This is a genomic window from Fusibacter bizertensis, from assembly GCF_029914245.1.
Classification (GTDB): domain Bacteria; phylum Bacillota; class Clostridia; order Peptostreptococcales; family Acidaminobacteraceae; genus Fusibacter_C; species Fusibacter_C bizertensis.
Map to the genome: position 1 here is coordinate 451,048 of NZ_JARYZI010000001.1, position 25,000 is coordinate 476,047.

The following is a 25,000-nucleotide window of genomic DNA, read 5'->3' on the forward strand; positions in this document are numbered from 1 at the left end:
TGTTAGACGAAGAATTTTTTTATTTTGATAATCTTAATAGAAAGTCATCTACCTTTTCCATTATCACTTCAGTTGCATCAGATCCATCTAATTTCATTGTAATCATCCTAACAATATCTGCATCATTCATATTTATAATCAACTTACCCGTTTCTCTTAGAACTCCATGTGTAGCACTTAATGCACCATCATCAGCACCTTTTTTGGAAATAATTATCGCAACTGTTCTCAATGCTTTTTCAAATAGATATTTTTCGGTAGTATAAATTTGAGTTTGCTTAATTTTCTGTGAATAATTTTTAAATTCAAACAACAAATATCTCGATTTAAAATCATAAGTAAACAGTTTCCAGATACCAATGTCACTATCAATTCTACATATTAAATCAAATCTGTTTAAATCATCAGTAGTACTTTTTTGACTATGCCAACCTACTAAATCACCTTCAAATAAGAATTCTAAAATTTCCAATAGTAACAATTCATAATCTCGATAATATTCCTTAGATGATTTTAATGCTTTTAATCTATTTATTAAACTAAACCCTTTTTTACGTTCAATATCATAATCCTTGCTTGAATGAGAGTAAAAGCTTGAAATAATTGATGATTTTTTGAAAACTTCTTGAATATTATACTCATCACTTGCAATACTATTTTCATTTTCTGTAGTTGTATTTATCAAATTAAAAAATCGTGAATATATACTATTATCAAATTTTGATAAATGTAATAAGTTATCAATATCAATAATTGAGACCTGATACGTATGTTCCAAGTCTTTTTTGATATTCTTGTCAATTTTAATTGATACAATCAAAACTAAATTTAAAATTCCACTAATATTGCCTTTAAATTTTAATTTTTCAATTGCAGTTATTAAAATATTCATATTGATCTTATGTGACTTATAGAGCTTAATTTCTAAAATAGCTTTATTATTATTCTCATAAGCGATGTAATCCGTCTCATATCTTAAACCATTTAAGCTTAGCGGTTTTTCTCTCTTTAAATCAAAGTAAAATGACATTGTTTTGTATACAAGTTCTTCAAATTGTTTATATACGTCTAAATTTTTATTCATGTTTTCTCCTAATTTTTCGTCTAACGTTTCTGCCGTTTCCGTCGCGACAGTGACGGAAATGGTGTGTTAGGTGATGGTCCCGTCAATTTTAATCGAAACATGTAAAATCTAAATTTTTCAGAACTACTTTAGTATCTAGTTTAAGATAGTCACAAAAAATAAAGAAATCGTATAAAACATCAAAATCATCTGGTTCCCAACCGATTGAATCATACTGTTCATATCTTTCCCCTTTAGGTTCATACCAGTCTAAATCAAATAACACGGTCAACTTTTCATATAGGTATTCCTTACTAATTCTTAGATATGGATATATTACATTACGATCAAATATTATAGTTCTTTCTTTGTCTGTTATTTTTTTGTTTCTTTTATAGTAAATTGCATGTAGTACTGCTCTTGTATCAATATCTAAATTTCCAATCTCTTCGAAAAGTTTACGATATGATTTAAAAGTCTCTTTATATTCGTCATCATCTAGATTTTTTACAAATTTCATATATTTAGAAAATGTTCGTGGTAATTTCACTTCCTCTTCAATAATTCTTTCAAATAAATTTGGTTCCCCAGTTTTTAAGCTAATGTTTTCTTCAATAAAATGAAGCATTTCACTTTTCTTTTTTAATTTCAATTTTTTAGCAGCAAGAATTACATCTTCAATATCAATAACATTAGACTTTATATCGAATTGATATTTATCTTTTTGTTCTAACTCCTTATAACTCTTTTTAGCACCAAGTATCAATATTATTAAATCTGGATATTTTTTATACAATTCCTTTTCTTCATATTTACTAAGTGTTGTAATAATTTTGTCTCTTGAATTATCTGATGTTACTTGAAAGCAAACGCCTTCATCTAAATCGCCTAAATCAATCGCTGGAAAATTGACTTTTATTTCATTCAAATTTACTAAATCTAATTTATATATTTTATTAAGAATTTCCTTAAAGAAATTTTCAGAGTAATTATTTATATCAAAATTTCCTGCTTTATTCTCTGTCTTAATATATTCTTTTATTATTGAAAAGTATTTACTTAGTTTCTTGTCTATTTTCTCATGTTCTAACATACTTTGCTCCTTTTTCTACTTGGGACTTTCACCTAACTACTGCATTCCCGCACGTCTTGAATACTACTAAAAACAAGGGGCTTTAAGCTTGTATTTCTGGAATGGTCCATTCTAAGTACTTAGCGAAATTCCAAGCAAATATATAATTCACTCAAAACATCCCCCCCTTTGTCACACAATTGTTAGAATCCTCAAAACACATTACTAAAACCTATCCAAAAAATTTGCAGTCCTCGAAGCTCTGTTGCAAAGATTGTACATTATATTAAATACAATTTTTCTCCTATATTTTCAATAAGAAAGACATTTAACAAATAATTTTTTTTGAAATATTTAATCCCCATTCTGGCTTACTTTTGTTCCATGATTTGATTACACCAATGGAGTTCTACCTTCAGCTAGGATTACTACTGCCATATACAAAATCTTACTTGTAATATCAAACTTTGTTTTATAAGCAAATATATAAGAACTAGTCTTAGTTACTTGTTTCTCCTTAGTAGGTTTGACCGACGTATTTAATCTAACATTTCTGCTTTGTTTGTCGCGTTAGTTACGGAAATGGTGTGCTATGGGGAGGAGCGCTTAGAATATATCTTCATGCACCGTTTTTCCATATTTTATTTTTCTTTTTTCTGCTTCTTTATAACTTTCTTCGTCTGCTCTTAAGGAAACTACTATAATATTCATAACTGTTTTTTCTCTAACAAGTGTGTATACCACTCGTATTCCAATCCCTCTATATTTAATTTAAAAAAATCCAGTCAACTCTGTACCATTTTGATTTCCCACATCACTCAATTTCCACGCTTTCAACAAGTTCTTCAAGTTCAGAATCGTCTATATCAAACTCTTCCATCACACTTTTAAGACTTGAATACTCGCTTGGATTACTTTCATTTATTCTATTCGTAGCCATTAGTAATAGTTCCAATTCTTCCCTAGCTTCCATAAGATTATTGTATTCATCTACCGACAATATTACCGCTTGAGGTTTATTGTTTTTAACCACTATATATTGATCTTTATTTTTTTCAACATCTTGAATCACTTTAGAAGCTTTCCCTCTTCCTAAGTCTGAAACAGATATAATATGGTCAAGTGCATTTCTTAAATCTAAGTTTTTTGCGATCATTTTTTTCACCTCTTTTAGTTCTATTTTATCATATTTGCACGTGAATTTGCATGTGAATTTACATGATTAAGCAATCCCCTATTTCTATTCTTAGACCTCAATAAACTAACGGCTCCCCAACTCTACATCTCTTTCATAATCTCTAGCAACTTCCTATTTATAAATAATTTATCTTTCCCTCTAACTTCGACTTCCAAAATGCCTGATTCAGTTAGTTCATTTAGATAATTTGACGCTGTTTTACGCGTAATATTTAAACTGTTTTCTACAGAACCAATTCTGGTATAGAACTCTGAGAATATAATATCTACTAATTCTTTGGAATATATTTTGGGATGTTTCATTCTTATATCATGACTTGTTTCATCGATTAATGCATTTATTTTCCTCAGTAATTTTAAAGAGGCCTCTGAAGTAATTTGAATTCCTTTTAATATATATATAATCCACTCTTCCCAGCTACCTTTATTATGGATTTCATTTAGCAACTTGTAATAATCTTCTTTTGTAGAGAGAATATATTTACTGAGATATAAAATAGGTGCATCCAACAAACCTTTCATTACGAGAAAAAGTTCATTTATAATTCTTCCAGTTCTACCGTTTCCATCATAAAATGGATGTATGCTTTCAAACTGATAATGAATGACTGCTAATTTAATCAAAGGATCAATATCATCTTCACTATTGATATACATCTCCAGGTTTCCTAGCAGGTTTCTTATTTCAGTCTCAGTAGACGGTGGTGTATAAACCGTCTCACCTGTTCTTTCATTGATAAGCTTTGTACCACCCTGAGTTCTAATGCCTGCTTTATTGCCCTCAATAATGGCTTGAATTTCAACAAACATATTGGTTGATAAAAAATTATTTTCCTTAATCAGATCAATACCTCTCCAAAGTGCTTCTTTGTAATTCAACACTTCTTTCGCACCACCATTGATATACTCCGATTTTGATAGTGCCGCAAATAATTCATCATGTGTCGTAATAATGTTTTCAATTTCTGAACTTTCTTTTGCTTCATTTAAAGTGATGGCATTTATCAATATATTTTTATTGGGAACAATTTCAGAATAGCCTTTTAACTCAGCAAGCTTTCGATTGGCTTTAGCCACTTCACGCATTATTGCTTTTGTTTCAAGTTCTTTAATTTTACCTTCGAAATTAGGTGGCAAATAAGGTATATGATTACACATCGCATTCTCCTTATGGGTAATTTTATTATTTTTTTACTCATATCTTAAATATATGCGTAATCATAACCTATGTCAATAAAATGTGGGGAATTTTTGCGTTTTTTTACCCATTAAGTCACAAGTAGCGCTAAATCCTCATCTATCCACCAAGTCAAATCTTACTCAAACACCCCAATCCACCTATTAAACACCGCATTAAATAACTCAGCCTGTTCTATGTGCATGGCATGCGCTGCACAGTCAACTGCGAGATAAGTCGCTCTTGGAAACTGTAAACTCAGTGCATATTGATCTTCAAAGCCCACCACGGAATCTTGTTTTCCTGCCATGATCACCACTGGTTTATCAAAGCGGGCATTGTTTGCGTCCACATTGAAAGAAGCTTTGTACCCATTTGCTTGATAGTCTTCTAAATAATCTTCATCACCCAGTACCAGCGCTTCATCGATCTCGATTCGCTGTCTATCGACCACATACGCATTGATCACTGTATTTAATTCTCTAATTTCTTCAAGTTCACTAGAAAGGAGCGTCGCAGCATAAGCTTTATCTTCAGATAGCACCCTGTGCACCGGCAACTTTCTCAGCGTACTTATAGGCTCAACCACAGGCACAAATAAAAACATGCCTACGACTTGATCTTCAAAATAACATCTGAGCCCTCTTGCGAGATAACCCCCATAAGACATGCCCACTATGAGAAATTTTTCATTACCTACCAAGGGCTTGATAAGCTCAGCGATACTTTTGAGCATCTGATCTGCATTTTTAATCTGATGATAATTTTTAGTAAGTCCCATCCCTGGAAGATCAAAATAAATCCGTTTAAAGCTTTTACCCTGTAACAAAGACTCACATGCCCCAAGCATCACTCTATGGTCAAGCTGAAAGCCATGAAGCATCACTATTGGCATTCCCTCACCTATTGTAAAACTGTTGTATTTGACACCGTTCATATGCCATCCTCCTACGAAATTCCTCTAAATTAATACCTTTCTTTAAAATCGAAGTATCCCTGATATATTTGAACCAATTGATCATCCACAAAGACAAAAGAATAGGGATAAAATTGTTTTAAAGTACCAGACAAATCTGAAGTAACCAGTTCATTAAATTGGCCACTTTCAGTTGCTGCAAACCCATATTGGTCAACAGCGTAAAACGTTGCATCTGTCGGAACAGTGACCCATAGATGCGTTTCTTGATGTAAAACTTTAATGTTGCTTTTGTTATCACTCATAAAAATAAGCGATTGCTCTTGGTCCGCATCTAGTTCTACTTCAACGACAAAGGCTTCACTATCAGTATAAGATACAACTTTACCTTTGAAAATGCTGATATTTGAAAATTGATCAAGGAGTTCACTGATCGCACTTATTTTCCGATTATTGAGCGTAATTTCCTGTGCCATTTCATCAATATTATAGGCTTTTATCCACTCAAGCTCTTTTTGCAACTTTTCATTTGCACTACTTAACTTAGCAATTTCTTCATTCGCTTTATGACTTTCCAAGGTAACCCCATCAAGCTTAACTGCCAAATCATCTATTCTATTTTTCTGATTAACATTTAAAACAAATATTGTGATCAGTAAAATACCTGAAATTATGATAGGCACAAACCAATTTTTATTAGAGCTTTTATTTACTTTTTCATTAGCTTTTTCATTTACATTTTTATTTTTATTTTCATTCGATTTCACATTGGAATTCGTTTCATCATTCAATTCAGGTTTAAAGTCATCTTTCATTCATAAACACCTCACATCTGTAGTTAAAATCGAAAATCAAACGGTCAACCTAGTTAATCACCAATCGGAGTAACTCATTAATCATTGTTATTCATCAATCATTGTTATTCATCAATCATTGTTATTCATCAATCTTTGTTATTCACAAATCTTAGTGACAATTTCATCTATACTTTCTGCTGTAATACCTATGCTCTTTACAATACTCATAATATTTGCTTGATCATAGTATTCTTCACCATAGATGATTTGAGCACCTGGCAAAACCCTTGGCAGATAACTATAAAGGTCTAAAAGTTCTGACTGTAATTCATTGTAGATTGCATAATCACTTTTATCAGGCTGCTTTTCAGTCCTTAACACTGCATGACCTGAAGAAATATACCGCCTGAGTGAGCTATCAATTGCTTGCAAATAGTTTTCTAATTCGGCGTTCTCACTTGCACTCAGAATGGTTGGTACAAGATCGGTATATTTTAGTTCTAATAGAACTAGATTACTATGTGCTAAAAAATCGTCTATTAAAAAGTATAGTTTATAATTGCCATCTAGATCTACGATCTCTTCATTCGCTAAATTATGGATATCTCTTAAGCTGTCAACCATCAAATGATAAGATAACTCAGCAGTAGTTTCAGCGTTGTGACTTAGCTTAGTATAATTCAGATAAAGCCCCCAAATTACAACAAATAAAACTAAAATTGCTATTTTCACTTTCAAATCTAACTTCGTTTTATCATATACAATTACCAAAAAACATATAAAAACTGCAATATAGCTCAGGTTTAGCAACATATTCGTCTCCTTTTTCGGTCTCCAGTCTCAGTCTCTTGTTTCAGTCACCTTTTCCGGTCTACTTTTCCAAATCATTCATCAAATCCAAGTTGATCCAGTGGATTGACGATGCCCATGAGAGATTTGTTTGAGACATGGGTATAAATTTCCGTGGTTTTACTGTGAACGTGCCCTAAGAGTTCTTGGATATACCTTAGGTCTACACCTGATTCTAATAGGTGCGTCGCAAAAGAATGCCTTAGACTGTGAAAAGAGACATCTTTACGGATATTGGCTTTCTCGCAACTAACTTGAAATACCTTTTGAAGGGTACGCTCAGAGATAGGACCTGTGCAGTTTGGATTCTCAAATAAGTATTCGTAAGGTCTATAGCGATCGATATAACTTGAAAGTTGCTTAGTAAGCGTCGCTGAGAGTGGTACGATTCTGTCTTTTCGGCCCTTTCCCTGTCTCACATAGATGACATTCCTTGAATAATCGATGTCAGCAAGCCTTATATGAGCCACTTCACCTACACGCATCCCACAAGAATACCCCATCATTAGGGCTGTTTTGTGTTTTAGATTTTCAGTGACATTAAAAAGTTTAGTTACCTCAGTTTTTCCCAGTACCTTGGGTAGCTTATATTGTTTCTTTGGTCTTTGGATCTGTATAATTTCGTTATCACGGTATTCGCCTATGCTTTTGAGATGCTGTTTGATGGCATTGACCGCTTGATTGACATACGAATGGCTACAGTCCTTGTCCTCTAATAGAAAGAGCAGATAATTGTTGATGGATTCTTCATCATGTTTTAGCTCACTATGATAGAGAAAACGCGCTAGATGCGCTGTATAACTCTCTATGGTTTTAGGGCTATACCCCTTAAGTACTAAACGATCTTTTAGTCGATTGGTTAATCTTTTTACAGGTGCTTCATATTTTGGATTGACATTTGAAGTATATTTAGGTACCCGTTGTGATGGTGCTTTTGATGTGTAAAGTAACGGTTTGTGAACGGGGCGATTTTTGCCAGTGAACTGCTGTTTCAGTTCCACAAGCGCCTTAAACTTCTCAACTGGAAAGATCCATACCTTATCTTCAGGCTGCCACCATCCGCCACCCACTTTCCTTAACGCCGCAACTATCTCTGCATCAAACCTAACCTTAACCCATAACTCGTCTTTGACATGACTGATCTCCATATATATCCCCCTACAAGAATTCTGATTCCACTTATTACCATTATTTGGAATTAATCAGATTATATCACAACTCTTGCGTGTGGAAAATATTGGATATTCAACTATATGTAATGTCACCTTTATATCACAGCAACCACTCCTACAATTATAACATTTTTACCAAATGATAACAGGATAAAATTGGTATAAATCCTAAACTGAATAATCGTAATTTATACCAATACATCTTGCCTAATTATGAATTGGGTTGTAGTCTTTCACAAACTCATTTTCATAATCTTTGATCATTTGCTTAAGCTCAAGATCCGATTCCCCCTTATATGGAAAAATCACATAGCGCTCAGCTGCTATATATTCTGCTGTAACGCTCTCGCTTGATCCTGTCTCGGTTGAATCAATTTCAGTCAAGTCTATCTCAGTTAAACTATCATCCTCTGTTTGCGGTTCAACTGTTGATCGATTGTATCCGTCATCGTCTGACTCAGCATCAACCACATGCCAGTATTTGATAAAACCTTTTGTAAAATCGGCATTTATGATGATACTTGCCCGTTCACCCTCAACACTTACAAAACTACCATGGTAATCGTCGCCTTTAAGTGGTATGAGCTCTAATACATTTTCGTCAATAAGATTATAAGTGACATCACCTATGGTAAGCGTTCCTGAAAACATCAAATTTGTAGCAAGTATAGCCTGATAGATGTTGCCCGTGAAGTTAATATCGACTTCATCATGTGCATAGTTTGATAAGTTGAGCATCACCGCAGGCGCTGTTATGTTGTATACAGTCATCGTGTTATTATGTAACCATAAAGTATAACCTGCAGTCAGTGCTAAAACTAGAATCACGATTCCCAGTAAAAAACCAAGACGTTTCATAAGTTCCTCCTCATCTGATAATAAGTAAAATTCAACCGGTTTCTTAGGGGCAATTAATTCCCCTATTTTCTCCATCTTACCAAATAGGCAGGTAAAATACATGAATATATACAAGGTTTACTTGAAATTTAATAAAGTTATAACATTCATATTAGAGGCTTTATATTAGACTTGAAAATTAATTTTTACCGTGCTACGCTTTATAAGAGTGTTACTATCATCACCGACATGATTACAACAGAAATGATGATAACAACTAAAAAGGGAGGTTTTTGTATGCACTATGCAGTCATCGAAGTGAATGGAACATTTATCTTTCAACTGTTTAACACCGCTCTACTGATTGGCATCGTAATTGGTATTCCTTACCTTATTTTCAAAGCCATTAAACGCAGCAAAGCCATTGAAGAAAGACTTAAAATCATCGAAAAAAAACTAATTGACAAGGAGAAACCATGAAAAGACCCAAATATATCAGCATCGCTATTCTTGATGGATTATTTCTTATTTTATTTTTAGTGATGTGGTACTATGCAGCATACGAGATCGATGGCGATTTCACTTACTTAATTTTTACATATCTTGTTGCAAATGCAGTGATTAGTGCCCTCGTCTATAAAAAACACGAAGACTTCAGAAGCCTTTCAACTTTTCTACTTAGAATCGTGTTGCCAGCCTGTCTCATCCTCTTTGTCGCCGTCGTTTTCATTATTAGGTTATTTTAATAATCATCACATTCCATCAATGCTCATCACCTACCATCAAAAAAGAGAAGGGCATAAAGTCCTTCTCTTTTCATGTTACTCTCTTTGCATGCTATTCTCTTTATAATTTCCAAGTACTGCGAAATACTCGCTCATGTCTTTAACTTCCTCTATGGCAGTTACGATTTCCGGTGCCGCTAGGTTTCCTGCCACATCTACGAAGAAAAAGTAGAACCATGGCTTATTTTTAATGGGCCTTGAGATGATTCTGAGTAGGTTGACATCGTGCACTGCAAATTTCTCAAGCGCATGGTATAGCGCCCCTGCTTTGTGTGGTAATGAAAATACCAAACTCAAACGGTCCGCCTCCGCTTTTGGCTCGTGGTCCTTTGCGATCACTAAAAACCGTGTGGAATTGGTCACATTGTCTTGGATGTTTTCCTTTAAAATGGCGAGGTTATAGATCACCGCTGCGCGTCTGCTCCCAATCGCTGTGATGTGTTTATCCCCAGTCGCCTCCACTAGCGCTGCACTTTTGGCTGTATTGCTGTAAGCCACAGGCGTAATCGCTGGATGTGTGGACAAAAAGCTACCGCATTGTTCGATGCCCTGCGTATGGCTATACACTTTTTGAATATCACCCACCAAAGAGCCCGGCAGCCCCAGAAGATGGTGCTTGATTTGAAGGTATTGTTCACCTACGACTTTGAGATCATGTGCAATCAACAGATCATACACATCCTTGATATCTCCAGTGGATGAGTTTTCAACCGGTACTACCCCATAATGGATTTTGCCATCTCTCACCGCCTTAAACACCCCTTCAAAAGTGTCAAAAGCCTGCGCCTGAATCTCCTCGCCAAAGTATGAGATCAGCGCCTCTTCACTGTAAGCACCTCTTATGCCTTGGTAACCTGCACTTAATAGGGACATGTCTAAACTGACATTCTTTTGCCTTATGTGCTCATGATTTATTATCTCGTGATTTATTAGTTCATGATTTATTTGTTCATGATTTATTTGTTCATGATTTATTTGTTCATGATTTATTATCTCGTGACTTATTACTTCTATGTTCATCTGATTATATTTCCCTTCAATTTTCTGATATAATGCCACCTACGCGTTTGAATTCTTGGAAGAAATGCGGGTAGGATTTGTCTATGGCGCTGCTGTTTGTGATGATGACTTCTCCTTCACAGCGAAGCGATGCCACTGCAAGGCTCATGGCGATTCTGTGGTCGTTCCAGCTGTCTACGATGCCACCTTTTAGTGAGGTCTTTCCCTGTATGATGAGACCGTCGTCCGCTTCAGTGATATCTGCACCTAGTTTTGATAGCTCTGTTGCGATGGCTTTTAGTCTGTCTGATTCTTTGATTCTAAGTCTTGACGCATTGATAATCTTAGTTTCACCTTCGCTAAGTGCTGCAAGCACTGCCAATACTGGGACGATATCGGGACACTGTGAACCGTCTATAACCGTGCCATGAGTTTCTGATTTGAGGATATGGAGATTGGATGTTTGTGTAGCTTGTGATGCTTGAGATGCTTGTGATGTTTCTTCTATGATTTTTCCGCCCATGCTTTTACAGATCTCTAAGATGGCTTTATCACCCTGTAGCGACTGTGCGCTTAGGTCTTTTAGGGTCAAATCTCCGTCCAGTAGCCCTGCCACGATCCAGAAAGCTGCTTGTGAGTAGTCGCCTTCTACTCTGAAGTTGTGCGGCGTAAAGCGCTGTCCACCTTTGATGGTAAAGTGTTCGTAGTTGTGGTTGATGATTTCTACGCCAAATGTTTTGAGCACATCCATGGTGATATCCACATATTGTTTCGACTCAAGTGGTGATGTGACCACGATCTGTGAATCCTCTTTTAGTGATGGGAGTGCAAACATAAGTCCAGTGATAAACTGCGAACTTACATCCCCAGGCACTTCGTATATCCCCGGTTTAAGTTCACCTTCCACAAGTAGTGGCATTTTAGCTCTGTATTCATATCTAATGCCTTGTTTGTTGAAGATATCAAAGTACGGACTTAGTGGTCTCGACATAAGCGAGGGCTTTCCACTGAAAACCACGGGCTTATCTACAAGTCCACCAAATGGGACTAAAAACCGAAGTGTAGACCCAGACTCATTACACTGTACAGGATGAATCGGCGCTCTTAGGTGCCCATCTGAGATGATGTCCACACGGCCGGGATAAGTATTGACGTTGATGCCAAAATCTTGCATGGCATCACATGTTGCTATTATGTCTTTTGAAAACACGATGTTTTCAAGTTTTGAGTATCCGCTCGCCATAGACGCTGCAATTACTGCTCTGTGACTGATACTTTTAGATGGTGGTATGACTATTTCGCCTTCAAGATGATTTGGTTGAATCGTAACTTTCATGATAATCCCCCTTGTTTTAACCTTATTTGATGTAGATATTTGCCAGTTGTTGATATATGTTTATTTGTTATTTTATATAATAAATAGAACTTTATTTTAAGGATTTAATTTTGAGTATTTAATTTTGAAAGTTTCTTTCGCTAATTATTTTGATATATTTATTATTTTTATAAAACTTAATTGATTAATTATTTTATTTAAAATAACTATTATATATATATTTATTTTATAATTTTATTTTTATATCAAAACAATTGTTAATTTAAAATGTTTTTGAAATTTTGAAATATATATATAAAATCTAAAGTGTATTTAGTAACATGAAATTTATTTTGTAATAAACAATTTTTTACGCAAGAAAAAATGTGTTTGATTTTTAAAAACTACTTCGTGTTTAAAATTGATATTGAGATAAACAAACTCAACATTTAGGTTCATAGTTGTAAATTGTTATTTTAGGTGATTGCTTATAGGTTGCACGCTTCAGACCAATTAAATAGTGTATGGTTAAAAAGTAACTTGGCATTTTGAAGTGCGCTGTCAGTGTAGTACCCTACTTTTAAAACCCCTGGAATATGCTCGCGTGCATGGATGATCTCGATGTCTTTGATGTTGATGTCGTTATCTGCCATTAGTCCAGCTACTTTTGCAATCACGCCGGGTTGATCTTTCACATCGATATAGAGTGCGTATTCTTTGTCGTATGAGTCTACAAGGTGTTTTGGAATCCCTTCACGGACCAATTTTGATTCGGTCAAGAAGGTTTCTAGTCCACGGGTATCCTCTGACATGATCATGGCTTTGCACTTTTCCAAATTAGATAAAAGATCTTCCATTGCTGATAAAATCTGCGATTTGTTTGCGCTTAGGATATCGCGCCATAGTTTTGGATCGCCTGCTGCGATACGTGTGGCGTCCCTGAAACCACCACCGACAAAGTGAATCAGGTCATTTTTACTTTCTCCCAAACTCTGCACCAAGAGCGCTGCGCAAAGATGTGGCAAGTGGCTCGTGCGCGCAACCATGTGATCATGTGCCTCAGGTGAAATCAGATGCGGTTTGCCACCAAGTAGCTCAACCAGATGCCATAACCTATGAAGGTCATTATCTGATGCGATTATCTCGTTTGAGCCAGTCATATCCTCTTTAACCGCATTTACCTCTTTATCCTCAGTTTGCACCGTTAAAAAATAATATGCATTTTCAAATAAATGTGCCTTGGATACTTCGTAGCCAGATTTCTCTGAACCCGCCATAGGATGGCCTCCGATGAACCGATGAGAGCCTTTTAATATGTCTGCGACGGTTGCATGCACGGATGACTTGACGCTTCCGACATCTGTGATGAGACAGTCAGGTGGAATGTGGTTTTTGATGTCTTTTAAGATTTTGGCGTAGGTACATATGGGTGATGCGAGGATGATCAGGTCACATTTTTTTACAATTTCATGAAAATCGTTTTGATCGTTGTCGATGACGCCTTCTGCATGTGCCTTTTGGACGGTCTTTGTGCTATTGCTTAAGCCGAAAATTTTACCTGTGTAAGGGCTATTTTTAAGCGCTTTGGCTATCGATCCACCTATGAGACCAAGTCCTATGATGCCTATATTTTCGAAATTTATATCTTTATTTATGTCTCTATTTAAGTCTCTATTTAAGTCTCTATTTAAGTCTCTATTTTTGTTGCTATTTTTGTCGCTATTTACGTCGCTATTTTTGTCGCTTTTTGCTTTTACTTCGTTGTTCATCATCGCCCCCTATACGATTTGATGGATTTTCTCTACGATTTTGACGAGTTTGGTGAAACGCTCTGGCTTCAGTGATTGCTGACCATCACTAAGTGCGTGCTCTGGATCGTTGTGCACTTCGATCATCAGGCCGTGTGCGCCGATGGCTACTGCTGCTCTTGAGACCGGTTCAACCAATTGCCATCTGCCCGTTGCATGGCTTGGATCAATAAGGATTGGCAAGTGGCTAAGTTCCTTGATGGCTGAGACGACTGCTAAATCAAGCGTGTTACGTGTATAGCTTTCAAAGGTTCTGATGCCTCGTTCACACAAGATCACATTGGGGTTGCCAGATGCCATGATGTATTCTGCTGACATTAAAAATTCTTCTATGGTTGCGGACATGCCGCGCTTTAAACAGATGGGTTTACTTGACCGCCCTGCGTGCTTTAAAAGTGCGAAGTTTTGCATATTGCGTGCGCCGATCTGGATGATGTCAGCATACTGTTCAATGAGGTCAAATTCTTCAATGGACATGGCCTCTGTGATGATGGGGAGTCCGGTTTCTGCTTTTGCTTTTTTTAAAAATTTGAGCCCTTCTTCGCCAAGACCTTGGAAACTATAAGGTGAGGTTCTCGGTTTAAATGCGCCACCTCTCAGTAAATGTCCACCCGCTGCTTTGACTTCCCTTGCGATGTGCATGATCTGCTCTTCACTTTCCACAGAACAGGGACCGCCGATGATGGTGAGATTGTCGCCGCCTATTTTATGACCACCTATATCGATCACGGTATCCATCGGTTGAAATGTTCTGCTTGCAAGCTTGTATGGCTCTTGTACTTTCATCACTTTGTCTACAACGTGCTGTGCCTCAATATGCGTGATGTCTACTTTGGTGGTATCGCCAACCAGTCCAAGTACACCATGATTTTCACTGCCAGCATCTTTCACCTCAAGTCCCATTTTTTCAATCATCTGGATTAAATCCCTCTTTTCTTCGTCAGTTACGATTCTCTTAAGTACTACGATCATTGTTTTTTCCCCCGTCCACGTATTTGTTTTTTATTTTTTGGTAAATAAAAAAGGAAGTTTCTTCAAGAAACTCCCTTTGAAATCATGTCAGTATACAGCTAGGCTATATCATGCACATTCGGTTGGTGTTTGCTCCAAGTTTGGTAAATCGATTTTGTTTGAATTTTTGGTATGCAAAAAAGCTGTAGCTAAAAAAGTAATAGCTGCAGTAAAAACTAAATCGATACATTTGAGTACTCAGTTGGAGCTGTGATTGCTGATTGGTTTGTTTGACTGTGTGCTGATCCATTAGTTTTCTCCTTTGCGGTTTAGTAAGCTTTGTCTTGGATAAAATTATCATTGTGACTTCAATAAAAAAAGGAGCTCCCATATAGGAACTCCTTAACTCACTTTTTTCATGTCATCTTACGATGCACAAATCATCTGAATGGCGTTTACCCTTAGGTTAATATAGCTTTGAAACTTCGATTTTTTGTATGAGAAAAAGCTGTAGCTAAAATAAAAAAAGCTGCAGTAAAAGTTAAAGCTATAAAAATTGTTGAGTTTGTTTTTTATAGTTAAGTTTCTCATCAAAATACCTCTTTCAAAGTTATGAACCCGACGAACATATATTGTTATGTATTATATACTTGGGTGATTTCATTTGTCAACTTTTTGTGGATTTATTTTAAGGTCAAATTAATGTGTAAGTTCATGGGCAAGTTCAAAGGTAAGTTCAAAGGTAAGTTCAAAGGTAAGTTCAAGAGCAAGTTCAAAGGCACTGTCATGTAATCAGAGCAAAGGTCAGCTACAAATAGAATCTTTCAGTCCCAGTCCTCGACTATTTCGAATCAAGATTCTCAAAAGCTAGTCTGCGGAAGGACTTTCAGATTTATTTGTAGCTGGCCTTTGGCGCGCTACTATGACAAGTGAGTTGAGCTTTTGTAAATGCCATGTGACTTATGCTAGAATTATGCTTTGATTCTTACGTTGAATTGTACATGAACTCCAGTTAAAACAAGTACTTGAACTTGGACTTGAACTATATACTGAAATACAACTTACCAATTACACTGTCTTAATTATCTAATTTTCAAATTGAATATATATGTAAATTGGTATGAAACTTGATTTATAATGGCTCACAAATTTTGTCAGCAATAAATCTGAAAGTCCTTCCGCAGGTTATGGTTTGCAAACACAGTTTGCAATAACCGAGGACTTAGGCTGAATGCTTCTATTGATGATGAAATTTGAATTATTTAAGTCAGTTCATAATTTAAATGATTCATCTTGACACGCTTTTTCATAGTGATAATCTATAGGTATAGAATCATTTACTAATACAATTCATACATAGGAGGTTGTTATGAAGAAAATTCTTTTATTTTGTTTAATGATATCACTTCTAATGATGCCATCTTTTGCTGAGAAATATAGTGAAGATGAGAACAACACTAACATGCTAGAATCAGCTGATAAGTTAAAACAGATTATAAATACGCTTGAAAATAATCTTGAATATAATACATATCAAGATCAGCAAAATAATCAAAATCAGCAAACTTATCTAAACAACAACGATATGATAAAACAAGCTGAACTACTTCAAAAAGTTATAAAAGAACTTGAAGCGATTTCTCCACCTATGATCTATAATCACATTAAATATAAGGGAAGTCATTTTTTGTTTTTTCACATGAAATAGTCTTCTGTACTCCCAAGTTATAAAATCATAATCAAATCCATTTCAATAGTTCAAAAGTCAAAGTTTAAGGTTTGAGGTTTAAGGTTTAAGGTTTAAGGTTTAAGTTTCAAGGTTCAAGGTTCAAGGTTCAAGGTTCAAGACTTAAGATTCAAGACTTAAGGGTTAAGGATTAAGGATTAAGGATTAAGGATTAAGGATTAAGGTTCATCAAATATCAGTACATAGTCCATAAAAAAAGACCAGCTATCAAATAAATCTGAAAGTCCTTCCGCAGGTTATGGTTTGCGAATCCTAATTCGCAATAACCGAGGACTGGGACTAAAAGATTTCATTTGAAGTTGGTCTTTTGATTGAACATGCCATAAATTTGATTTTGACTTTGACTTTGACCTTGACTTTGACCTTCGACCTTGACTTTAACCTTCGACCTTTGACCTTGATCTTTGACCCTCTATTATGACAGCATCTCAAAAGTCTTTGTGCCGCGGACCTTGTAGTTGATATAGCGATTGCGGTTGAGCGCACTTTGTTTATCTACCTCTCTTTGACAATCATTAATGACATGTTCTTTTAGTCCCGTCAGAGCGATGATTACCGATTGATTCATTCCCTCTAAAATCATATTGATAATCGCATATTTTTGGAGTCCCGTTAAAGTAAATGGATTCTTACTGATTATTTTTTCACCATATTCTTTTTCATAAGCCGTCTTAACATCACCAAGAAACTCATGTGCCAAATCATGCCTAACGGGTTTTCCGGAAACTTTCAAAAATAGTAAATCCAGTCCCTCAAAATTTTGTTCAGCTCTTAATTTCATATAAATCTCAAGATCCTTAACCAGTGAAAACGGTAATTCAAGTTGAATGACACGATCAGTAAAATCATGATAATGAATCTTTAATACTCTCCTTATCACATCATAATCCTGTACAGCTATAGATGAAATTCTATCGACATTTAAACCATATAAAAGCAGTAACTTAACAACAATCCGTATGCTCATCGCTTTAAAATTATTTGAGTTTAAAGCTTCGACTTGATTGATGATAAATTGAAATTGAGCTTGATCAATAGGCGGATAAGCCTCACGCTCCTTAAGTGTCACACCAAGGGCATTTAATCTAACTTCAACCTCGTCAGCAAGTGTAGCAAATGGGGCTAAACGCTCCACCGCTTCATTGGGATACTTATCAAAAAGAACGCGCTCAAAGAGTTGATTCAGTGCAATAAGAAAATCATCAATCGCTGACTTGCTACTCACATTTTCATTTTTTTGAATATAATAAACTGCACTTTGGATAATAGAATTTCTGTTAAAAACCTTTCCAAAAACTTCAGTTAAATCCATGTCAAATTCATTTCGTTCCAATACATATGGTATAAAATAATCCCTTAGTTTAGGAACATATTGATTGTACTTGTGAATTGTGAGTTGGTTCCCAAAATCTTGTTCAATTATCGTAATCATCTTTTCTCTCACGATGACCTCCTAATATGCTACTCTATAACTCTGATAAGTAGCTTTCCGATAATTTCCTTATCGTCAATTAGCCCTACCGAACTACTTCTGCTGTCTAAGCTGTTGGTTCTATTATCACCTAAAACAAAATATTTACCTTCAGGGACTACTATATTTTCTAAACTATCATGATCTGGAACTGCAATATAAGGTTCGTCTAGTATGATGCCATTGACATAAATTTTTCCCATTTGGATCTGTATCTGATCACCTGGCAAACCTATAATTCGCTTAATCAAGTTTTTAGATGAACCAGATTTGATAAAAATTCTTTGAATTCTATTGAGCTTTTTTAAATCAAGCTCACTAATTTTCAAATGAGATGAAAATGAGATGATATCTCCACGTTCATATTTGGATACTTTTTCAAGTAACACTACATTACCACTTTCAAGTGTCGGTTGCATTGACTCCCCTGATACAATCGTCAAAGAAATGAAAGAATTAAGCAGAAGTACGATGGTAATTATAATTAAAAGCTCTTTCAAACCATTTTGTAATTTTTCTTTAAGGTGATTCATAGTGCCTCCTTGTTTGTGATCATTCTCAATGTCTTTTACTCATCGGATTGCTATTATCATTTTGACGCGATAAATCATCCCCCAAACCGAGAATGAGATAAATAAAAATAAAATACCAAATATATATGGGCAAAAATAAAAACCAATTCTTATGTTCCCTTACAAACGCTTTTATATCGCCACAAATTTCTTTAAAAGAAAAAAGCTTTTTAGATTTCATTAATATCATTTTCCCCTTTCATAAAATACGCAATCGCACCTGTATTAGCGTTAACTACTCTATATACATTATAAAGTGAACTCAAGCTGACAGTCATAAGGTTCATCATCAACCAATTTCTGATTATACTGCTTCGCTTCAACACAGCCAACAGACTTATAAAAAGCCTGCGTCTCCTCAGATGAATGCGCAGAAATATAGAGCTTTTGGGCGCCCAATTCTTTAGCACTTTCACAGGCCAGTTCAAACAACTGCCTACCAATCCCTAGACCTCTTTTTTCATATGAAGTGTGAAGACTTGAAAGCTGTAAGTATTCGTTATGAGATCCAAAAAAATAGTTTTCAACTGACACAAAACCAACCAATACCTTTTCTCCGAATTGATCTCCGATTTCCGTCCCATCCACTACTTTGCTCTCGTTTTGTTTTTTATCTCTAGCTTCAAAAGCGCCATATACGATACCACCCATTTTAACGGTGTTTTTTAAGCATTTCACAAGAAATTCAAACGCATCTGCATCCCATGATTCAGTAAAAACTATTTCTTTAAGCTCCCACCGTTCATTCTCTTTACGCCAACATTTATTAACTTCTTGATACCGATTGAAACCATCAAATAAAGCCGTTTCAATATTGTTTTCACACAGTTCAGTATATATGATCTTATGCATCACAAAATCCTCCAGACAAGAACATTATACCAAAGCGCCACAACTAATGGAAACAAACAAAAATGTAACATGCCCTCCGTTGCTCTGGTCTAAGTTATTATAATCCTATTTTAATCTATGTCTCATGTTTGATATAAGTTAAAGTGTTACAATAAAAGGTATTGATTATAGTATACTGATGTGAAAATTATTAATTTAGGAGATCACATATGAAAAAGAAAACACTGTTCGTACTATTTCTGCTCTTAACATTGTTTACCAGTAGTCTATCATGGGCAGATGCCTCAGTAATGACAACCAAACTTACCCATGCAGTTGAACCTGTATCTGCAGATTCATTTATACTTCAAAATGGAAATGCAATTTACCTCTCTGGTATCAAGTCAAATGGAAATTACATTATCAAGAATGATCAAAAATCAATCAGATATCAATTAAAGTCTGTAAAAAGAGCTGATATAATTTCACTTTCGCACATTTCCCTATAATCAAATTTTTTCATACTTCACCTTAACATTAACTCATGGTGAAATACCTATGAGATACTGCCAAGATAATGTTAATCAAGTATGAACTTCAAGTACACGCTTATATTCATTGCAAAGGGGGTGTAATATCGCTTCATCTTCTATCACTGTGGAGAAACGACTCACATCTTCTGCATTATAATTATCTGTCATATCATCATTAATAGATGAAACTTCACCACATATGAGATCACCATAACCATCTTTTGCCCAAAATAGATGATACATAAAAGGTCTTAAGGTGATGCTATGTCCAGGCTTGATCAAAAGTTCTTCACCAGCTTTTACAGTACATCTCATACCATCGAGATCAACCACAACATCGGTGATATAATCCACGTCGCCATCTTCAAGTCGATTGTAAAGTTTAATTGCCAGCATCCCGCCTGCTCTGTTGATAATATCTTCTGTCTTACTAGCATGATGATGAATTGGCAACCTTTGACCTTCTTTTAAAATTATAAGCTTTTCAGCATATGGCGTTCCCACACTTGCATCTGATAACGAACCATTTCTAAGTGTGAAAAGCACAGCACCCAGTTCCACAAAACGGTCTTTGCCATAATCCGTAATATCCCAGCCAAGCATCACTTCTTTAATCGTTTTAATGTCATGCTCACCCGAAACCCACTCAGACATCGTCCAATAACCAAACGGTGGAAGTTTAATCTTATTTTCTTCTAGCAATGTCATCGCCCATCTTAAGGCAGCGTTGATTTCAGAACGTTTCATAATGTGCTCTCCTCAATATTTAATGTTTCAGCAACAATTTAATGTTTCAGCAACAAAGTGCTACTCTCTTTTTTTAATCATACCATCATTTAATTTTCTAAACAATTAGCGTCTTGAAACTTTTGGGACTGTGAATAAATCAATAAAATAAAACCCAAAATTTCATATGACTATCAGTCAAATTTTCTAATGAATTTCTAATAAAATTCTTATGATATAACTATAAAACATTGCTATATTGAAATGGTGTGCTTATTACAGCATTGTAACAATACCATACTCAACTTAGGGGGACAAATATGAAAAAGAAAGCATTCCTAGTACTTGTATTACTACTGACTTTAGCTGCAAGCAGCCTATCATGGGCAGATATCACAGCGACAGTTACAAAAGTTACACTTGCAGTTGAACCTGACTATAGCGAGTCATTTGTGTTACAAAATGATAATGCGGTATATCTATCCGGTAAAAAAGGAAAAGAAAATTACGTTGTAAAATATGACAACAACCTCAAGCTACAATGGCAACTTAAACTGTCATCATTACCTCAAAAAGCAGATTTATACAGTGGTTACATATATGCAGTGTCTAGTAAATCAGTTTATAAGATTAGCCTAGACGGGGCATTGATTTGGGAAAAATCATTTAATACGGGTTCAAAAGAATATGATCCCGTCGACATCACCATCGTTGGAAATCAAGTTTTTACAAGTGGGTTAGCGCTGCCTAGTTCAGGAGGATATGTGCTCCATGCCTTTACAACACTTTGCACAACGGATGGCGGTTCGGTAACCACACACGAATTTAATGAGTCCACCAATTCTGGACGTAGTAGTGGGTATAATAACGGTAGCTTTTATGTAGAAATTGCCGATCATAAGTTCATTTCAACCGTTGATAACAAATCATTTAAAGATGTATCTGAAACAGAATTCAATCAAAAATATGTCAACGATCAAAGGATGTCAAGCCAGTGGTTTGCGGGACCAACTGAGAAACCAGGGGTTTCTCAACTGATAAGCATATCTGGAATTGAAATAGAAACGACATACATTCCAGCAAAACTCTATTCATGTGTCATGCTTGCAGATAATAGCATTCTTGGGATTGGTATCGATTCAAACTATAACACCCTTGGTTTTATGCGCACAAGTAAACTTTCATTACCATCAACAGCAAATGATATTGCTAAACCTATTAATATCCCAACAACAGCATTAAAAAATATCACAGATAAAGATTCACTTACCTCTTCACTTGAAAAAATCCATAATGATTACTTCGCAAATACAGATGCAAGAGGCGAGTCCGCAGATTTAATCGCACTTTATTCTGAACAAGCAATCGCGAAATTATCGGTTTATCACGTCTCTTCTGAAATGCCAATATCAAGTGTTGATTTAGCGCCTACACTTTCCGCACAAAACGAACTCTATGATTATGTGACTTCTTTAAATGACGCTGCAAACCTTTTCCGTATGAGACAAGTTAAATCATACCTAACACTTAAAACTGAAAAAGAAGATGCTACTTTAACGCTTTCAAGCGATTTAGCAACACTCAAATGTGATGGCATCATCATCTCAACACCATTAATGGATCTAAAGTTGGATCAACATGCTTTAGCTTCCCTTAAAAGCAAGGAAAATTTAATCCTCACTTTCACTAAGGAGGGTACAAAACCAAGTGTTACTTTTAATAGAATCTTAGATATGCCAGTTATTATCGCCTTACCAAAAACTACTGGTAGTATAGATACCACAAGTATCTTTAATTCAAAAGATCAAAATATTGGCGGGAAATATAACCCCGTCACAGGTATGTTTGAAACACGAATTAAAACTGGTGATACCTTCACTGTAAAAAGTGGCGCAAAAAATTTCACTGACTTAGGACTTCAAAACAACGAAGTAAAAGAAGCCATTTCAGTACTTGCTGCCAAGGGCATTATGGGTGGAAAATCAGAAACAAGCTTTAGTCCAGATTCGCCTATTACCAGAGCTGAAATCGCTGCTACACTTCTCAATTTAACTTGTCTTTTAGAAGAAAAAGGGCAACCTGAGTTTGCTGATGTAAAACCAAGTGATTGGTATTACAATATAGCGTACAGCGCTAAGAAAAACGGCATCATGAAGGGTACGAACACTACAGATTTTTCACCAAAAGTTCTAATCAATAAAGAGCAACTTTTGACCATCCTCTCTCTAAAACTTCAAGAGGATATGGGGTATGTCAATAACTCGATTTTCTCATCCTATGATTACTTTACTGATACTAACTTAGTTTCATCATGGGCACAACCTCACTTTGCCTTTGCAAGCCAAGAAGGCTTTTTAATCAACTTCCGTTATCGCAATTTAGATGCAAAATCAAACTTAACAAGAGGCGAAACCGCTCAATTGATCTATGCGTTTTACAAGAAATTCTGGTAATGCATTGAAGTTCACAGAATTAAGGTAAAATAAATTGCATATATACTTTTATTATGTACAAAGCCCCATTTCAAATAGAATCTTCCAGTCCCAGTCCTCGACTATTGCAAACTGCGTTTGCAAATCATAGTCTGTGGAAGGACTTTCAGATTTATTTGTAATGGGGCTTTTATATCATTATTCAAATCTTTTTTATCACCATTTAAACATTTCTTGATTACACTTAGATTATAACTAATCACTAAAATCATATATGAATAAACTAAAATTCCTTTAGATTGATGTGAATTTCGCCTTCACTCAATTTCTATCAATTATAGCTAAAGGTCAAAGACATTGACATAGTATATCCATTTTCAAGTCAACATGCATTTCAAAGTCAAGTTCATTTCAAAAAGAAGGAAGCCCCTAGCAAATAAATCTGAAAGTCCTTCCGCAGGTTATGATTTGCAAACGCAGTTTGCAATAACCGAGGACTGGGACTGGAAGAATTATTTGCTAGCGGGGCTTCTGCCCTTGACCTTGAACTTGCACTTTGAACTTGCCTTTGACCTTGACCTTGAACTTGACTTTGCTCTATGCCCTTTGACTTGCCCGCTTACCCACTGCAAGTGATACCGCAAGGAATGCTGCGCCAAAGCCTAGTTCGATTAAAAGGATACTCAGGATTCCACTTATAGATGAAAAATCAAAATGTGTTAGATTTGCAATTTGCTGATTGGCTTTTACATACCAGTAAGTTGGGAAAAAGCTCGCAACTCTCAGTACACTCTCTCCTAAAAAAGCTTGGGGTACGAAAACACCACTGATGAAACAAGATGATAAAGTGATGATATTGGCTACTGCTGAGACGGCTTCGCGACCCTTTACAAGATTGCCTACAAGATAACCTAGACCTAGAACACTTAGTGCAAACACCACGGAATTGAGCATGAAATAAAGTGTATTTACTTTGAATATATTTCTAGCATCAAACACCAAGCATAGGAGGATCAAGATGCCCCAAGTCCCAAAGGCAAACACAGCATTCGCAAGTAAGAACTGTAAACTTTTACTGAGACTTGTTATAGGGCTGCAAGCATTTCGCCACTTAATTTCTTTACGATTAAACACCCTCATCACCGTTGAAACCCCTAAGATCATGATGAACATATACGAATAAGCAAGGTAGTTAAAGAAAAATGGCATCAAACTACCTTCAACTGCTTTGGGATCAGGTGCAACCATCGTCACCTTAGTCGTATTTTTAAGTTGATTTACAACAAGTTCGGCCACCTTTTCTTCACTGAGATCTGATGTCCCCGTTAGGTATAGCTGCGTCAGTTTCATAAACTGGTTTATCTGCATGTTTACTTGTACAGACTCTGTTGAACCAGGTATGACCTTAGTTTCAAGAGATAACGGATTACCACTCATCACTGATGCCGTAAAACCTTCTGGAATTCTCACTACCATATAAATGGCTCTAAAATAAAGTGCATCTTGGATCGCTTCCTTATTGTCTTCAAGTTCCACAAGGGTTGACACTTCAGAAAGTGCATTGCTTATGCCCTCAGTAAGTGCTGTATGCTCCTCACCTATGATGGCAATTGGCACTTTGGTATCACTATAAGTTGAAAGTGTTTCACCACCCTCCCCACTTAGATTTTTAACGATCATGGACACCATGATAAATATAAAGATATAGATGAGCATTAAAGGTAAATTTTTCTTAATGATTTTCATACTG

At 35.6% G+C, this 25,000-nt stretch carries 24 protein-coding genes; 5 read left to right on the forward strand and 19 right to left on the reverse strand.

Annotation, left to right across the window (positions count from 1 at the left end):
* Positions 1 to 19: 19 nt before the first annotated feature.
* The 9 genes from QE109_RS02330 to QE109_RS02370 form a co-directional block, all read right to left on the reverse strand.
* Positions 20 to 1,084, reverse strand: coding sequence for a hypothetical protein (locus tag QE109_RS02330; RefSeq protein ID WP_281092764.1), 1,065 nt, complete (start codon positions 1,082 to 1,084; stop codon positions 20 to 22).
* A gap of 88 nt (positions 1,085 to 1,172) precedes the next feature.
* Positions 1,173 to 2,156 (reverse strand): SMEK domain-containing protein, encoded by a 984-nt coding sequence (locus tag QE109_RS02335; protein WP_281092765.1) that lies wholly within the window; start codon positions 2,154 to 2,156, stop codon positions 1,173 to 1,175.
* Between the two features lie 793 nt (positions 2,157 to 2,949).
* On the reverse strand, positions 2,950 to 3,291 hold the full coding sequence (locus QE109_RS02340; protein ID WP_281092766.1) for a type II toxin-antitoxin system Phd/YefM family antitoxin: 342 nt from the start codon (positions 3,289 to 3,291) through the stop codon (positions 2,950 to 2,952).
* Positions 3,292 to 3,413: 122 nt separating this feature from the next.
* Positions 3,414 to 4,490: a Fic family protein gene (locus tag QE109_RS02345; RefSeq protein ID WP_281092767.1), complete on the reverse strand. Its 1,077-nt coding sequence runs from the start codon at positions 4,488 to 4,490 to the stop codon at positions 3,414 to 3,416.
* Between the two features lie 158 nt (positions 4,491 to 4,648).
* Positions 4,649 to 5,446 carry an alpha/beta fold hydrolase gene (locus QE109_RS02350; protein WP_281092768.1) on the reverse strand — a complete coding sequence of 266 codons (798 nt, stop codon included), beginning with the start codon at positions 5,444 to 5,446 and terminating at the stop codon, positions 4,649 to 4,651.
* A gap of 29 nt (positions 5,447 to 5,475) precedes the next feature.
* Complete coding sequence (locus QE109_RS02355) at positions 5,476 to 6,240, reverse strand: hypothetical protein (RefSeq protein ID WP_281092769.1); 765 nt, start codon at positions 6,238 to 6,240, stop codon at positions 5,476 to 5,478.
* Positions 6,241 to 6,378: 138 nt separating this feature from the next.
* Positions 6,379 to 7,035, reverse strand: coding sequence for a hypothetical protein (locus QE109_RS02360; protein WP_281092770.1), 657 nt, complete (start codon positions 7,033 to 7,035; stop codon positions 6,379 to 6,381).
* A 71-nt stretch (positions 7,036 to 7,106) separates the two neighbouring features.
* A complete protein-coding gene (locus QE109_RS02365; protein WP_281092771.1) occupies positions 7,107 to 8,219 on the reverse strand; it encodes a tyrosine-type recombinase/integrase in 1,113 nt (370 codons plus the stop codon).
* Positions 8,220 to 8,450: 231 nt separating this feature from the next.
* Positions 8,451 to 9,101 (reverse strand): hypothetical protein, encoded by a 651-nt coding sequence (locus QE109_RS02370; RefSeq protein WP_281092772.1) that lies wholly within the window; start codon positions 9,099 to 9,101, stop codon positions 8,451 to 8,453.
* A gap of 276 nt (positions 9,102 to 9,377) precedes the next feature.
* Here QE109_RS02370 and QE109_RS02375 point away from each other — a divergent pair, with 276 nt between their 5' ends.
* Positions 9,378 to 9,560, forward strand: coding sequence for a hypothetical protein (locus tag QE109_RS02375; RefSeq protein ID WP_281092773.1), 183 nt, complete (start codon positions 9,378 to 9,380; stop codon positions 9,558 to 9,560).
* Complete coding sequence (locus tag QE109_RS02380) at positions 9,557 to 9,826, forward strand: hypothetical protein (protein ID WP_281092774.1); 270 nt, start codon at positions 9,557 to 9,559, stop codon at positions 9,824 to 9,826. The genes QE109_RS02375 and QE109_RS02380 overlap by 4 nt, the downstream gene beginning before the upstream one ends.
* 75 nt (positions 9,827 to 9,901) lie before the next feature.
* Here the strand turns inward: QE109_RS02380 and pheA are convergent, their stop codons facing one another.
* From pheA to aroF, 4 genes are all read right to left on the reverse strand, one after another.
* Entirely contained in the window at positions 9,902 to 10,924 is a 1,023-nt protein-coding gene (pheA, locus tag QE109_RS02385; RefSeq protein WP_281092775.1) for a prephenate dehydratase, read from the reverse strand.
* Positions 10,902 to 12,203: a 3-phosphoshikimate 1-carboxyvinyltransferase gene (gene aroA / locus QE109_RS02390; RefSeq protein WP_281092981.1), complete on the reverse strand. Its 1,302-nt coding sequence runs from the start codon at positions 12,201 to 12,203 to the stop codon at positions 10,902 to 10,904. Before aroA ends, pheA begins: the two co-directional genes overlap by 23 nt.
* 464 nt (positions 12,204 to 12,667) lie before the next feature.
* Positions 12,668 to 13,948: a prephenate dehydrogenase gene (locus QE109_RS02395; RefSeq protein ID WP_281092776.1), complete on the reverse strand. Its 1,281-nt coding sequence runs from the start codon at positions 13,946 to 13,948 to the stop codon at positions 12,668 to 12,670.
* A 9-nt stretch (positions 13,949 to 13,957) separates the two neighbouring features.
* A complete protein-coding gene (gene aroF, locus QE109_RS02400; protein WP_281092777.1) occupies positions 13,958 to 14,959 on the reverse strand; it encodes a 3-deoxy-7-phosphoheptulonate synthase in 1,002 nt (333 codons plus the stop codon).
* Between the two features lie 1,348 nt (positions 14,960 to 16,307).
* Between aroF and QE109_RS02405 the strand changes: the two genes are divergently transcribed.
* Positions 16,308 to 16,646, forward strand: coding sequence for a hypothetical protein (locus QE109_RS02405; RefSeq protein ID WP_281092778.1), 339 nt, complete (start codon positions 16,308 to 16,310; stop codon positions 16,644 to 16,646).
* A 454-nt stretch (positions 16,647 to 17,100) separates the two neighbouring features.
* On the opposite strand, the gene QE109_RS02410 is transcribed toward QE109_RS02405, so the two are convergent.
* The 4 genes from QE109_RS02410 to QE109_RS02425 form a co-directional block, all read right to left on the reverse strand.
* Entirely contained in the window at positions 17,101 to 18,129 is a 1,029-nt protein-coding gene (locus tag QE109_RS02410; RefSeq protein ID WP_281092779.1) for a site-specific integrase, read from the reverse strand.
* Between the two features lie 17 nt (positions 18,130 to 18,146).
* Complete coding sequence (gene lepB, locus QE109_RS02415) at positions 18,147 to 18,689, reverse strand: signal peptidase I (RefSeq protein ID WP_281092780.1); 543 nt, start codon at positions 18,687 to 18,689, stop codon at positions 18,147 to 18,149.
* A gap of 25 nt (positions 18,690 to 18,714) precedes the next feature.
* Positions 18,715 to 18,909 (reverse strand): hypothetical protein, encoded by a 195-nt coding sequence (locus QE109_RS02420; RefSeq protein ID WP_281092781.1) that lies wholly within the window; start codon positions 18,907 to 18,909, stop codon positions 18,715 to 18,717.
* A gap of 68 nt (positions 18,910 to 18,977) precedes the next feature.
* On the reverse strand, positions 18,978 to 19,580 hold the full coding sequence (locus tag QE109_RS02425) for a GNAT family N-acetyltransferase (protein WP_281092782.1): 603 nt from the start codon (positions 19,578 to 19,580) through the stop codon (positions 18,978 to 18,980).
* A 209-nt stretch (positions 19,581 to 19,789) separates the two neighbouring features.
* Here QE109_RS02425 and QE109_RS02430 point away from each other — a divergent pair, with 209 nt between their 5' ends.
* Entirely contained in the window at positions 19,790 to 20,068 is a 279-nt protein-coding gene (locus tag QE109_RS02430; protein ID WP_281092783.1) for a hypothetical protein, read from the forward strand.
* A 75-nt stretch (positions 20,069 to 20,143) separates the two neighbouring features.
* Here QE109_RS02430 and QE109_RS02435 read toward each other — a convergent pair whose 3' ends face one another.
* The gene (locus tag QE109_RS02435; RefSeq protein ID WP_281092784.1) at positions 20,144 to 20,839 is read right to left on the reverse strand and encodes a D-lyxose/D-mannose family sugar isomerase; all 696 of its coding nucleotides are present in this window, start codon (positions 20,837 to 20,839) and stop codon (positions 20,144 to 20,146) included.
* A gap of 299 nt (positions 20,840 to 21,138) precedes the next feature.
* Here QE109_RS02435 and QE109_RS02440 point away from each other — a divergent pair, with 299 nt between their 5' ends.
* Positions 21,139 to 23,271, forward strand: a complete 2,133-nt coding sequence (locus QE109_RS02440; RefSeq protein WP_281092785.1) for an S-layer homology domain-containing protein — start codon at positions 21,139 to 21,141, stop codon at positions 23,269 to 23,271.
* 576 nt (positions 23,272 to 23,847) lie between these two features.
* Here the strand turns inward: QE109_RS02440 and QE109_RS02445 are convergent.
* Positions 23,848 to 24,996 (reverse strand): ABC transporter permease, encoded by a 1,149-nt coding sequence (locus QE109_RS02445; protein ID WP_281092786.1) that lies wholly within the window; start codon positions 24,994 to 24,996, stop codon positions 23,848 to 23,850.
* Between the last annotated feature and the right edge of the window lie 4 nt (positions 24,997 to 25,000).

Excerpts from the sequence above, each read along its gene's own strand:
- QE109_RS02395 (WP_281092776.1), bottom strand. The coding sequence starts at position 13,948 with ATGAACAACGAAGTAAAAGCAAAAAGCGACAAAAATAGCGACGTAAAT.
- lepB (WP_281092780.1), bottom strand. The coding sequence starts at position 18,689 with ATGAATCACCTTAAAGAAAAATTACAAAATGGTTTGAAAGAGCTTTTA.
- QE109_RS02335 (WP_281092765.1), bottom strand. The coding sequence starts at position 2,156 with ATGTTAGAACATGAGAAAATAGACAAGAAACTAAGTAAATACTTTTCA.
- QE109_RS02345 (WP_281092767.1), bottom strand. The coding sequence starts at position 4,490 with ATGTGTAATCATATACCTTATTTGCCACCTAATTTCGAAGGTAAAATT.
- QE109_RS02370 (WP_281092772.1), bottom strand. The coding sequence starts at position 9,101 with ATGAAACGTCTTGGTTTTTTACTGGGAATCGTGATTCTAGTTTTAGCA.
- QE109_RS02420 (WP_281092781.1), bottom strand. The coding sequence starts at position 18,909 with ATGAAATCTAAAAAGCTTTTTTCTTTTAAAGAAATTTGTGGCGATATA.
- QE109_RS02430 (WP_281092783.1), top strand. The coding sequence starts at position 19,790 with ATGAAAAAGAAAACACTGTTCGTACTATTTCTGCTCTTAACATTGTTT.
- QE109_RS02380 (WP_281092774.1), top strand. The coding sequence starts at position 9,557 with ATGAAAAGACCCAAATATATCAGCATCGCTATTCTTGATGGATTATTT.
- QE109_RS02405 (WP_281092778.1), top strand. The coding sequence starts at position 16,308 with ATGAAGAAAATTCTTTTATTTTGTTTAATGATATCACTTCTAATGATG.
- QE109_RS02440 (WP_281092785.1), top strand. The coding sequence starts at position 21,139 with ATGAAAAAGAAAGCATTCCTAGTACTTGTATTACTACTGACTTTAGCT.
- QE109_RS02435 (WP_281092784.1), bottom strand. The coding sequence starts at position 20,839 with ATGAAACGTTCTGAAATCAACGCTGCCTTAAGATGGGCGATGACATTG.
- QE109_RS02375 (WP_281092773.1), top strand. The coding sequence starts at position 9,378 with ATGCACTATGCAGTCATCGAAGTGAATGGAACATTTATCTTTCAACTG.
- QE109_RS02365 (WP_281092771.1), bottom strand. The coding sequence starts at position 8,219 with ATGGAGATCAGTCATGTCAAAGACGAGTTATGGGTTAAGGTTAGGTTT.
- QE109_RS02355 (WP_281092769.1), bottom strand. The coding sequence starts at position 6,240 with ATGAAAGATGACTTTAAACCTGAATTGAATGATGAAACGAATTCCAAT.
- aroF (WP_281092777.1), bottom strand. The coding sequence starts at position 14,959 with ATGATCGTAGTACTTAAGAGAATCGTAACTGACGAAGAAAAGAGGGAT.
- QE109_RS02425 (WP_281092782.1), bottom strand. The coding sequence starts at position 19,580 with ATGCATAAGATCATATATACTGAACTGTGTGAAAACAATATTGAAACG.
- QE109_RS02445 (WP_281092786.1), bottom strand. The coding sequence starts at position 24,996 with ATGAAAATCATTAAGAAAAATTTACCTTTAATGCTCATCTATATCTTT.
- QE109_RS02340 (WP_281092766.1), bottom strand. The coding sequence starts at position 3,291 with ATGATCGCAAAAAACTTAGATTTAAGAAATGCACTTGACCATATTATA.
- QE109_RS02350 (WP_281092768.1), bottom strand. The coding sequence starts at position 5,446 with ATGAACGGTGTCAAATACAACAGTTTTACAATAGGTGAGGGAATGCCA.
- QE109_RS02360 (WP_281092770.1), bottom strand. The coding sequence starts at position 7,035 with ATGTTGCTAAACCTGAGCTATATTGCAGTTTTTATATGTTTTTTGGTA.
- QE109_RS02330 (WP_281092764.1), bottom strand. The coding sequence starts at position 1,084 with ATGAATAAAAATTTAGACGTATATAAACAATTTGAAGAACTTGTATAC.